The 12455-nt window shown below is 65.2% G+C and carries 7 protein-coding genes; 1 reads left to right on the top strand and 6 read right to left on the bottom strand.

Annotated elements, in window-relative coordinates:
• Positions 1-47: 47 nt before the first annotated feature.
• The 5 genes from FJ970_RS10000 to FJ970_RS09980 form a co-directional block, all read right to left on the bottom strand.
• Entirely contained in the window at positions 48-1040 is a 993-nt protein-coding gene (locus FJ970_RS10000; protein ID WP_227792064.1) for a glycosyltransferase family A protein, read from the bottom strand.
• An 85-nt stretch (positions 1041-1125) separates the two neighbouring features.
• Positions 1126-2010 carry a transglutaminase family protein gene (locus tag FJ970_RS09995; RefSeq protein ID WP_140755860.1) on the bottom strand — a complete coding sequence of 295 codons (885 nt, stop codon included), beginning with the start codon at positions 2008-2010 and terminating at the stop codon, positions 1126-1128.
• A 12-nt stretch (positions 2011-2022) separates the two neighbouring features.
• Positions 2023-4434: a circularly permuted type 2 ATP-grasp protein gene (locus FJ970_RS09990; protein ID WP_140755862.1), complete on the bottom strand. Its 2412-nt coding sequence runs from the start codon at positions 4432-4434 to the stop codon at positions 2023-2025.
• A gap of 6 nt (positions 4435-4440) precedes the next feature.
• Positions 4441-7800 (bottom strand): DUF2126 domain-containing protein, encoded by a 3360-nt coding sequence (locus FJ970_RS09985; RefSeq protein WP_140755864.1) that lies wholly within the window; start codon positions 7798-7800, stop codon positions 4441-4443.
• Positions 7801-7915: 115 nt separating this feature from the next.
• Positions 7916-9112, bottom strand: a complete 1197-nt coding sequence (locus tag FJ970_RS09980; RefSeq protein WP_140755866.1) for an acyl-CoA dehydrogenase — start codon at positions 9110-9112, stop codon at positions 7916-7918.
• 99 nt (positions 9113-9211) lie between these two features.
• On the opposite strand from FJ970_RS09980, the gene FJ970_RS09975 reads away from it, so the two are divergent.
• Entirely contained in the window at positions 9212-10123 is a 912-nt protein-coding gene (locus tag FJ970_RS09975) for a LysR family transcriptional regulator (RefSeq protein WP_140755868.1), read from the top strand.
• Here the strand turns inward: FJ970_RS09975 and FJ970_RS09970 are convergent, their stop codons facing one another.
• Entirely contained in the window at positions 10124-12448 is a 2325-nt protein-coding gene (locus FJ970_RS09970) for a Tex family protein (RefSeq protein WP_140755870.1), read from the bottom strand.
• Positions 12449-12455: the final 7 nt, after the last annotated feature.

Genomic DNA, 12455 nt, shown 5'->3' with positions numbered 1-12455 from the left:
CACACTCCGTCTGGAAAGCAGGCGATTCCGCCTCGCGCCGACAAGGCCTACAATGCGCTCCGCATCTGAGTGATCGGAAAGGACAGCCGGCGACGCGCCGCGAGCTTGAATTTGTAGCGCAGGCAGCGCCAAGCTTCCGAGCGCCGCTTCGGCGCCGCCGAGGCTATTGCGAGAAAGCGCGCCGCCATGTTCAGGTCGCCCCGTGCATAATGGACACGAGCGATCTTGAGCGCGACAAGGCCCTCCCTGGTCTTGAGCGCCGAGAGCGGGATGTCGCAGTCGGCCAGGGTGCGCAGTTGCCGGCGCCACTCCAGGAAGCGCCGCACCGGGTTGATCGCGAAACGATCGTCGGATCGTTCCGGCGAGACCTCATAGATCATGACGGGCTGCTGAATCATTGCCAGCGATGCTTTGCTCATCAGCCGCGCCCAGAACAGCGTGTCCTCGTCATAGGCCAGCCCGACCGGAAACCGCGTCTCCCCGATCAGGTGCCGGGATGCCAGCACACTGCCCACAGCGACCGAACGTATATCGCCCTTCACATAGGCCGAAGCGTTTGCCAGGCACGCAGCCTGATAGCCGTTCGGCACCTTGATCTGCCGGTCCTGGCCACTCACCCGTCGCCGGTAGGCGCCCACGATCATGTCGGCTTTCGGCTGGGTCTCCGCCTGCCGCAGCAACGCGCCCAACCCGCCCCGAAGATGCAGGTCGTCGGCGTCGATCAGATACACCCAAGGATGGCGCGCTTCCGCCAGCGCCACGTTACGGGCACCGCCGGCATCGCGGCAACTGGCTGCCAACACGCGCAACGGGAGCAAAAGTCGAGCGGCCGCCTGCTGCGCATCGGCGACAGTATCATCAGTGGATCCATCGTCCACCAGAAGGACCTCGCCGATGACCTCGGCTTCGCCGCAGAGTGACGCCAACGTCGTCGCGATAGTTGCTGCCGCATTGTGCGCGGGAATAATTACGCTAACCGTTTTCAAATTACACAGCACCCGCCCCGTGCGCTTTAAGAATACACCTATTGTCTCCTTCAACAAAACGAAGACAGAGTAGCTGCCACGTTCAGGTTTGAGAAGACGTTTCGTCTATCCATGCCGGACAAGTTGGCACGCCCCCGTTTCACGCCTTTTCGAGTACCACCGGGATGACGTCGACAGCCTGCTCCCCGACCTGTCCGCCGGTCGTCTTCAGCACACCGACGATGGGCGCCACATCCGAATAGTCGCGCCCGTAACCGACGGTGATATGGTCGTTGGAGGCCCGCATGCCGTTGGTCGGGTCGAACTCCTGCCAGCCGGCATCGCGTCCACACCAGACCTTGACCCAGGCATGCATGGCGTCCGCACCTTCCAGCCGGGGCTTGCCCTTGGGCGGAATGGTGCGCAGGAAGCCGCTGACATAGCCGGCCGGAATGCCGAGACCGCGTAGCCCGGCGATCATGATGTGGGAGAAATCCTGGCAGACGCCCCGCTTCAGCCGGAAGGCATCGCTGGCCCGGGTTCGCACCGTGGTCGCTTCGCCATCGTAGGTGAAATCATGGTGGATGCGCTTGCAGAGGCTCATCGCCGTGCCTGCGGTCGAGCCACCGATGCTGCCTTGCGCATAGGCGGTGATCGCCGCATCCATTCCGGCATGACCGCTTGCCACCAAGAAGTGATGCGGCGATGCCGGCGCCAGCGACCGCACGGCGGCCAGTTCCTGCCTGAGCCGGCCGATATCGGGCGACACGTCGAGCCCAGGCTCTGGCCGCGACACCGATACGCGCGCGCTCATCCTAATGTCGAGCGCTTCATGCGCGTCGCGAAACGCGATCGAGGTGACGTTGTTGCCGAAAAAATCGGTGAAGTCGGATCGTTCATTGGGCGCCGGCTCAAAGGAAAGTGAAGCGGCGATGACGCGCTGCACATCGCCAATGGTCGGCGGCAGCACCCGCACCTGATGCCGGCCGCCGCCGGCAGCGGCGGCATAGTCGTAATGGAGCAGAAGCCGGATGTCGTACAGCATGGCCATTGCTTTCTAGCCGAAATAGGCTCTGGCGAGGCTGTTGTAGAGGCCGCCGATTTCGCTGGCGAGTTCGTTCAACGCCTTCGTCGTCATGTCAGCCGGCTCCTTGATGGCGATGGCGGTGTTGAGCTGCAATATCTCCTTGGCCGCCGCCGACATGTGCCCCTCGCCGCCGGTCGCCGGCAACAACCCTATCTCGGCTTTCAGCCGTTCCAATTGGAACAGGACGGAGCGTGGATTGAGCGGATCGAGCGCCAGGAGATCGATCACCGTGCGCCGGCCAGCCTGCACCGGATATTGCCGGCGATGGGTCATGACGCTGTCGCCGATCTCCAGCATCATGTCCAGCGCGCCATCCGGCGCCTTGCCACCGGTCAGTCTGGCCAGCGTGCTGGCGATCTGGATGCCGCGCTCCAGCCGCCGGCCGATCTCGAGGAAGCGCCAGCCGGCGAAACGGTACATGTTCTCGTGCAGCAGGCCTGAGAATCCGGCAAGCTTGCGCAGAATCACCGTCATGGCCCGCGTCGCGTCGTCGCCGGGCGCCACGGTGGTGGCGAACCGATGGATCGTCTTCGACAAATCCTTGAGCGCCAGCCAGCCATCCGGCGAGAAACGATCGCGGATCTGGCCGGCGCTGTAGACGGCGCTGTCGAGCATGCCGATCAATCCCGATGGGATCGCCGTTTCGACATCGATGCCGAACGGCTCGAGATAGTCCCTGATATCTGCCAGCAGAGGCATGTCTGGATCGGACGTTTCGGCGAGCCGCACATGATAGGCGCGCAGGATGCGCACGGTGTCTTCCGAGCGTTCGATGTAGCGGCCAAGCCAGGTCAGGTTTTCCGCCGCGCGGCTGGGCAGGCTACCCGGCTTGGTGCGGTTGAAGCTGTCGCCCTCCTGCGGCAGCAGCGTCTCGCGCTCGACCGGCCTGTCGCTGACCACCCAGACATCAGCCGCCTGGCCGCCGCGCTGCATGGCCATCGCCGTCGGGTCGAGCGACATGCCGACTCGGGCGAAACCGCCCGGCATCACAGTCCATCCCTCGAGCGTGCGCGCCAGATAGACGCGCAAGCTTGCCGGCCGCGGTTCCAGCCAGCCGCCGACATAGACGGGTGTCGTCGAAAGTGTCACCGCTTCCTGGCCGACGAAGGCCTCGCCATCGCGTTCGATGCGCGCCACCAGCTCCGCCCGTTCCCCGGCCGATAGCGCCGAGCCGAGCTTTGTCTGTCCGTCATCCTCGAAGGCAAGTCTTGTCGACAGCGCCGGGCCGACCACCATCCGGTCGATATTGGCGAGCACATGGGCGCGCTCCGTCTCCTGCCCGCACCACCATGTCGCCACACTGGGCAAAAGCAGCTCCTCGCCCCACAATTCACGCGCGATCTTGGGCAGGAAGGCAAGCAGCGCACGCGTCTCCATCAGGCCGGAGCCAAGCGCATTGACGGTGGACACCGTTCCTTGCCGGATCGCTTCGACCAAACCCGGCGTGCCGATCTGCGAATCCGCGCGCAGTTCGAGCGGATCGGCGAAGGCGGCGTCGAGCCGCCGCCACAGCACGCTGATCGGCATCAGGCCCGACACGGTGCGCACCATCAGCCTGCCGCCGGAAACGGTCAGGTCCTCGCCTTCGAGCAGCATGATGCCGAGGTAGCGGGCGATATAGGCGTGTTCATAGTAGGTTTCGTTGAGCGGTCCCGGCGTCAAGATGGCGACGCGGCCGTCGCTCTCCTTTGCCATGCCGATCAGCGCATCGCGAAAGCGACGGAAGAAGCCGGCGAGCCGGTGCACATGCATCTCGCCATAAATGTCGGACAAAGCGCGCGTGGTGGCGACACGGTTCTCCAGCGCGAAGCCGGCGCCCGAAGGCGCTTGGGTGCGGTCGCCCAACACCCACCAACGGCCATCCGGGCCTCGGCCGAGTTCGAAGGCGCAGAAATGCAGGAAATGCCCTCCGGCCGGCCTGGTGCCGACCACGGGCCGCAAATATTCAGGACTCGCCGCGATCAGCCCTGCCGGCAGGATGCCTTTTTCGACCAGCCGGTTCTGCCCATGGATATCGGCGACAATTTCCTCGAACAGGTCGGCGCGCTGCACCAGGCCGGCGCTGATCGCCTGCCACTCGCTGTCCTCGATGAGCACAGGGATGTGCGCCAGCGGCCATTCGCGCTCGTTGGCGCCCGCCTTGTCATAGACGCGGTAGTAGACGCCGGCATCGCGCAGATACTGGTCGGCGCGGGCGAAACGCTGGCCGAGCTTTTCGGCACCGAGTTCGTCCAGCGCCTCGACAAAATCCTTCCAGACCGGGCGGGGATTGCCCGACGCGTCGACCATCTCGTCGACGACGCCATCGATCGGCTGGTAGTGCTCCAGCAGGCTATGGGCCTGCGGCTTGCCGCGTACCCTTTTGTGATTCCCCTTTGCCATGTCAGATCACAGTCTTGGTGGACGTCTGAGGTCAAGGGTCATCGGGAAGTCTTCCCCCGGCTGTTCTTCGCGCAACACATAGCCGGACGGGGTATGGCCGCGCGGTTCGAAGCGGGCGAGCCGCCGTGCCTCCGCCTCGTTGCCGTTGACCGGGAAGGTGTCGTAGCTGCGCCCACCGGGATGCGCGACATGGTAGACGCAGCCACCGACCGCCCGGCCGGACCAGCGGTCATAGATGTCGAACACCAGCGGCGTGTTGACCGGAAGGGCCGGATGCAGACCCGAGGCCGGCTGCCAGGCCTTGAAGCGCACACCCGCCACCGCGACCTCCCGGTTGTCGGTTGCCCTCATCGGCACGATGCGGCCGTTGCAGACGATCGCATGGCGCTCCGGATTGAGGCCTTCGGTCTTGACCTGCAGCCGTTCGACCGAGGAATCGACGAAACGCACGGTGCCGCCGATCGCGCCTTGCTCGCCCATCACATGCCATGGTTCCAGTGCCTGCCTGAGCTCCAGCTTGATGCCGGCATGCTGGACTTCGCCGCAGAAGGGAAAGCGGAATTCGAGCTGGGCGTCGAACCATTCGGGCCGGAACTCGAAACCATTGAGCTTGAGGTCGTCGAGCACATCGAGAAAGTCCGCCCAGACATAGTGCGGCAGCATGAAGCGGTCATGCAGCGAGGTGCCCCAGCGCGCGAAGCGTCCGTCGAGCGGGTTCTTCCAGGCGCTTGCGATGATGGCCCGCACCAGCAATTGCTGCGCGAGAGACATGCGCGCATTGGGTGGCATCTCGAATCCACGGAATTCGACAAGGCCAAGCCGGCCGGTTGGACCATCCGGGGAAAACAGCTTGTCGATGCAGATTTCCGAGCGGTGCGTATTGCCGGTGACATCGGTCAACAGATTGCGGAACAGGCGGTCGACCAGCCATGGCAAGGGTGCGGCCCCCTGGTCGGGATGCGGCACCTGCGCCATGGCGATCTCGAGCTCATAGAGCGAATCGTGCCGCGCCTCGTCGAAGCGCGGCGCCTGACTGGTCGGGCCGATGAACAGACCGGAGAACAGATAGGACAGCGAGGGACGCCGCTGCCATTGCAGCACCAGGCTTTTCAACAGATCGGGCCGGCGCAGGAACGGGCTGTCATTAGGTGTGGCGCCGCCGACCACGACATGGTTGCCGCCGCCGGTACCGGTGTGGCGGCCGTCGATCATGAACTTGTCGGCGCCAAGCCGCGTCTGCCGCGCCTCGTCATAGATCGCCGTCGTCGTCGCCACGCAATCCTGCCAATTCGAGGCGGGGTGAATGTTGACCTCGATGACGCCGGGGTCGGGCGCGACGGGGATGACGTTGAGGCGCGGATCGTGCGGAGGGCCGTAGCCCTCGATATGCACGGGAAGGCCAATCGCCTTTGCCGCGTTCTCGGCGGCGGCGACGAGTTCGAGATAATCCTCGAGCGCCTCGACCGGCGGCATGAAAACGCACAGCCTGCCGTCACGCGGTTCGACCGAAAGCGCCGTGCGCACCGCGCCGCCGATCTCGGTGATCTCCTGCTCGACCCGCTCCTGCTGGCCGGTCGCCGCCGTGAACGAGGCCGCCTGCTGGCGGCGGGCCATTTCGTCGGCGCCTTCCAGTTCGGCCGGCGCGGCCGTCGGCAAGATCGCTTCCCGCACGGGCAGCGGGCCACGCGGCAGCGACGGATCGACAGGCACGATGTAGGGGAACTGCGCCGGCGGCACATAGGGCAGCGTGCCGAGCGGCAGACGGTAGCCGACCGGGGAATCGCCCGGCACCAGGAACAGCCGGCCGCGCCGCGTCTTCCATTTTTCCGAACGCCAGCGCGGATCTGACGCCTGGCTGTTCCAGCGCTGCACCGGCAGCACATAGCCGGACGGCTTGGTCAGCCCGCGCTCGAACACCTTCGCCATGCGGCTGCGTTCCTCCGGATCTTCCAGCTTGGAGTTGGACGGGTCGACATTCTCGGGCAGCTTGCCTTCCTTGAGCAGCCATTCGGCTGGGTCCTCATAGGCTTCGCTGACCATGGATGTGTCGATGCCCAGTTCGCCGGCGATCGCCGTCAGCAGGCTTTCGGCCTGTTTCGGCCCGACATCCGCCGAGCTTTTCTCCCGCGCGATCAGCGACGGGTCGCTCCACACCGGCTCGCCGTCGGCGCGCCAAAAGAGCGAGAAGGTCCAGCGCGGCAGGCTTTCACCGGGATACCATTTGCCCTGGCCGTAGTGCAGAAAGCCGCCGGGCGCGAAACGCTCGCGCAGGCGGCGGATCAGCGCGTCGGCCTTTTCACGCTTGGTCGGGCCGACGGCGGCGGTGTTCCACTCGGCGGCCTCGAAATCGTCGATCGACACGAAGGTCGGCTCGCCGCCCATGGTCAGCCGCACATCCCCGGCCTCGAGCGCGGCATCGACCTTGTCGCCGAGCGCGTCGAGCGCCTGCCAGCTTTCATCCGAGAACGGCTTGGTGATGCGCGGATGCTCGGCGATGCGGTCGACCCGCATCTCGAAGCCGAACTCGACATTGGCAAAGCTCGCCATGCCCGAAATGGGGGCCGCATTGCGGAAATGCGGCGTGGCGGCCAGCGGAACATGGCTCTCGCCGGTGAGCAGGCCGGAGGTCGGGTCGAAACCGATCCAGCCGGCACCGGGAAGATAGACCTCGCACCAGGCATGCAGGTCGGTGAAATCGACCGATGTGCCGGCCGGCCCATCCAGCGCGACAAGGTCGGGCTTGAGCTGGATCAGGTAGCCCGAGACGAAGCGTGCGGCGATGCCGAGATTGCGCAGGATCTGCACCAGAAGCCAGCTCGAATCCCGGCAGGAGCCCTTGGCCGCCGCCAGCGTTTCCTCCGGCGAGAAGACGCCGGTTTCCATGCGCACGATATAGGCGATCTCGCGCTGCAGACGCGCATTGAGGTCGACGAGGAAATTGACCGTGTTGGGCGCGCTACGATCGACGGATTCCAGGAAAGCCGAGAGAAGCGGCCCCGCCGGCTCCGGCGTCCGGTAGATGGCCAGATCATCCCTGATTTCCTCGGGATAATCGAACGGGAACGCCTCCGCCGACGGTTCGACGAAGAAGTCGAACGGATTGTAGACCGTCATGTCGGCGACGAGGTCGACCTCGATCTTCAGCTCCGTCACCGGCTCGGGAAAGACGAAACGGGCGAGGAAGTTGCCGTAGGGATCTTGCTGCAGATTGACGAAGTGGTTCGCCGGCTCGACCTTCAGCGAATGGCTCAACACCTTGGTGCGGGAATGCGGTGCAGGCTGAAGCCTGATCACCTGGGGACCCAGAACCACCGGCCGGTCGTATTTGTAGTGGGTCAGGTGGTAGACGGCTGCCAGAATTGCCATGGGGCCCCGGAGATCGGCGTTTAACTGGCCGAACCCTGACACATCTGGCCGCAATTCTCCAAGCGGATGTTGCGGTGCACCTAAATTAAAGAACCCGTTGCCGGCTTAAAGTCGCTCAAAAGAACGCCTGTATCCCCGTCTGCGCCCTTCCCAGGATCAGCGCGTGCACGTCATGCGTGCCCTCATAGGTGTTGACGGTCTCCAGATTCTGCGCGTGGCGCATGACGTGGTAGCCGATCTGGATGCCGTTGCCGCCATGCATGTCGCGGGCCTGGCGGGCGATGTCGAGCGCTTTGCCGCAATTGTTGCGCTTGACGATCGAGATCATTTCCGGCGCCATCTTGCCCTCGTCGAGCAGGCGCCCGACGCGCAACGAAGCCTGCAGCCCCAAAGCGATCTCCGTCTGCATGTCGGCGAGCTTCTTCTGGTAAAGCTGGGTGCCGGCCAACGGCTTGCCGAACTGCTTGCGGTCGAGGCCATACTGCCGAGCGCGATGCCAGCAATCTTCCGCCGCACCCATCGAGCCCCAGGAGATGCCGTAGCGGGCCCGGTTGAGGCAACCGAACGGTCCACCGAGGCCCTTGGCGTTGGGCAGCAATGCGTCCTCGCCGACTTCGACGCCTTCCATCACCACTTCACCGGTGATCGACGCCCGCAGCGACAGCTTGCCGCCGATCTTCGGCGCCGACAGCCCCTTCATGCCTTTCTCCAGCACGAAACCGCGGATCTCGTCCTTGCCGTTCTCGCCCTTCAACTTCGCCCAGACGACGAATACGTCGGCGACCGGGGCGTTGGAAATCCACATCTTGGAGCCGGTCAGCTTGTAGCCGCTGGCGGTCTTTTCCGCGCGCGTCTTCATGCCGCCGGGGTCGGAGCCGGCATCCGGCTCGGTCAGACCGAAACAGCCGATCCATTCGCCGCTGGCGAGCTTCGGCAGGTACTTCTTGCGCTGCTCATCCGAGCCATAGGCATGGATCGGATACATCACCAGCGATGACTGCACCGACATCATCGAGCGATAGCCGGAATCGACGCGTTCGACTTCCCGCGCCACCAGCCCGTAGGTGACATAGTTGGCGCCGAGGCCACCGAACTCCTCCGGAATGTTGATGCCGAGCAGGCCGGCCTCGCCCATCTCGCGGAAGATCGCAGTGTCGAAAGTCTCGTTGAGATAGGCCTCCTCGATGCGCGGCGCGAGCTTGTCGGCGGCAAAGGCCGCCGCGCCGTCGCGCACCATGCGCTCATCTTCCGAAAGCTGGTCCTCGATCAGGAACGGGTCTTCCCAGACGAATGCATTCTTGTCGGCGGCCATGGCTTGATCCTCACAAGGGTGAAGCCCGGCTTATCGGCCCGTGGCCTGAAAAAATCAAACGAAATTGCTTCACGGATCAATGAGCGTTAGGAATGGATCATGAGTGTTCAGCGCCGCCTTTTGCCCAACATCAGCGCCCTCGCTGCCTTCGAGGCGGTGGCCCGGCTTGGGTCCTTCACCGCCGCCGCGCAGGAGCTTGACTTGACCCAGGGCGCTGTCAGCCGGCAGATCAGGCTATTGGAGGATCAGTTCGGCCGCCGATTGTTCGAGCGCGACAGCCGCAACGTCCGCCTGTCGACGGCAGGCGAAATCTATGCCGACGCGGTACGCTCGGCACTTGGCCAATTGCGCGACGCAGCGCTCGGATTGATGAGCAATCGACATAGCGGTATCCTGAACCTGGCCATTTTGCCGACCTTCGGCACGCGCTGGCTGATGCCGATGATCCCCAATTTCGTCGAAAGCAATCCCGACATCACCATCAACTTCGTAACCCGCGTCGGCCGCTTCGACTTCGCCAGGGAGAGGCTGGATGCGGCCATCCACTACGGCTTGCCGGACTGGCCGGAAGCCCACTCGACGCTTCTGGTACGCGAAACCGTGGCGCCGGTGGTGTCGCCGGAATTCCTCGCCGGCCGCGCCATCGCCACGCCGGCCGACATCGGTCGTTTGCCGCTGCTGCACATGACGACCCGCCCCGGCGCATGGACGGAATGGTTCGAAAATCAGGGGCTGAACGCGCCGACCGGACCCGGCATGCAGTTCGAGCAGTTCGGCACCGCCGCCCAGGCCTGCATGGCGGGACTTGGCGTGGCGCTCCTGCCGCTGCTTCTCATCGACGGCGAATTGCAGCGCGGCCAGCTTGTGCCGGCGCCCGGCCAGCCGATGCAAAGCCGCAGCGCCTATTACCTCGTCGTCCCCCACGACAAGCGCGGTTATCCACCGGCTGCCAGCTTTCGAGACTGGCTGCTGGGCCAACTCGACAAGGAACCGGCTGTTCTGGCGTGGTAGCTACTTCCGCTTCAGCGCGTCCGCCAGCGCCGCGCCGAACGCACCTTGCTGTGCTGGACGTTCCGGCTGGCGCTGCGGCGCCGGCGAGCGTGGCGCCGGCCTGCCGCCGCCATTGTCGCGCGGTCCGCTCCTCGGCGCGCCGCCCTCGCCGCCATCCTTGCGCATGGAGAGTGCGATGCGCTGGCGCTTGATGTCGACATCGACGATGCGCACCTTCACCACGTCGCCAGCCTTGACCACCTCATGCGCGTCCTTGATGAAACGGTCGGCCAGTTGCGAGACATGCACCAGCCCGTCCTGGTGCACGCCGATATCGACGAACGCGCCAAACGCCGCGACGTTGGTGACTGTACCTTCCAGCAGCATGCCGGGCTTCAGATCCTTGATGTCGTCGATGCCGTCGGCGAAAGTCGCCGTCTTGAAGCCGGGGCGCGGGTCGCGGCCTGGCTTTTCCAGCTCGGCAAGAATGTCGCGCACCGTCGGCAGGCCGAAACGCTCGTCGACGAAGACGCGCGGGTCGAGCGCCTTCAGCGCGGCACTGTCGCCCATCAGCGCGCGGACATCGCGGCCGCATGCGGCGACGATCTTCTTGGCCACGCCATAGGCTTCCGGATGCACCGACGAGGCATCGAGCGGCTCGCTGCCATTGGCAATGCGCAGGAATCCGGCGGACTGTTCGAACGCACGCGGCCCAAGCCGTGCCACCTTCAGCAGATCCTTGCGGCTGGCGAACGGGCCGGTCGCATCGCGATGCGCGACGATGGCTTCGGCGAGCGACGCGCCGAGGCCCGAAACGCGCGCCAGCAAGGGCGCCGAGGCGGTGTTGAGATCGACGCCGACCGCGTTGACGGCGTCCTCGACGACAGCCTCCAGCGAGCGGCCGAGCCGGTACTGGTCGACATCGTGCTGGTACTGGCCGACACCGATCGACTTCGGCTCGATCTTGACCAGTTCGGCCAGCGGATCCTGCAGCCGCCGCGCGATCGACACCGCGCCGCGCAGCGACACGTCGAGGCCGGGAAACTCGGCCGCCGCCGTCGCCGACGCCGAATAGACCGAGGCACCCGCCTCGCTGACGATCACCTTGAGCGGCTTCGGGCCTGCCCCCGCGGGCATGTCCGACAGCATGTCGGCCACCAGCTTCTCCGTTTCGCGGCTGCCGGTGCCGTTGCCGATCGAGATCAGCTCGACCTTGTGCTTGCGGATCAGCGCGGCAAGCTCGGCCTGCGTGCCGCGCACATCGTTGCGCGGCGGAAACGGATAGACCGTCGTCGTTGCCACCAGCTTGCCGGTGCCGTCGACCACCGCGACCTTGACGCCGGTGCGGATGCCTGGATCGAGCCCCATCGTCGGCCGCGAGCCGGCGGGAGCCGCGAGCAGCAAATCCTTCAGGTTGCGGGCGAAGACATGGATCGCCTCTTCCTCGGCCCGCTCGCGCAGGTCGCGCATCAGATCGAGCGTCAGGTGCAGCGACAGTTTTATCCGCCAGGTCCAGCCGGCGACCTCCATCAGCCAGCGATCGCCCGGCAGGCTGCCGCCGATGGCATAGGCATTGGCGATCATCCGCTCGACCGGCTTCACCGGCGAGGTGTCATCCGCGTCGACCTCGATATCGAGCGACAGCACCTCCTCGTTGCGGCCGCGCAGCATGGCCAGCGCGCGGTGGCTTGGCGCACTGGACCAACGCTCGACATGATCGAAATAGTCCGAGAATTTCGCGCCGGCCTCCTGCTTGCCGTCGACCACCCTGGCGCGCAGGAAGGCGCGCTCCTTCATGTAGCTGCGCAGCTTGCCGACCAGATCGGCATTTTCGGCGAACTGCTCCGACAGGATATCGCGCGCGCCTTCGAGCGCGGCCTTGGTGTCGGCCACCTCTTCGGTGACATAGGCGAGCGCAACTTCCGCCGGCACCAGCGAACGATTGTTGAGAATGGCTTCGGCCAGCGGCCCCAGCCCGCGCTCCCTGGCGATCTCGGCCTTGGTGCGGCGCTTCGGCTTGTACGGCAGGTATATGTCTTCGAGCTCCGCCTTGGTGGCCGCCGCCGCGATCTTGGTTTCAAGCTCTTCGGTCAGCTTGCCCTGCTCACGGATCGAGCCCAGGATGGTGTCGCGGCGGGCGTCGAGCTCGCGCAGATAGACAAGACGCTCGGCAAGGTCGCGCAACTGCGTGTCGTCCAGCCCGCCGGTCACCTCCTTGCGGTAGCGTGCCACGAACGGCACTGTCGCCCCTTCATCGAGCAGTCCGATCGCCGCGGCCGCCTGTTCGGGCCGCGCCTTGATTTCGGCCGCGATGATGGCTGCGATGCGCTTGATGTCGGATGCCATGTCATTC

This window comes from Mesorhizobium sp. B2-1-8 (genome assembly GCF_006442545.2).
Classification (GTDB): domain Bacteria; phylum Pseudomonadota; class Alphaproteobacteria; order Rhizobiales; family Rhizobiaceae; genus Mesorhizobium.
The sequence above is the reverse complement of the archived record's forward strand: the minus strand, read 5'-3'. Positions and strand labels throughout refer to the sequence as shown.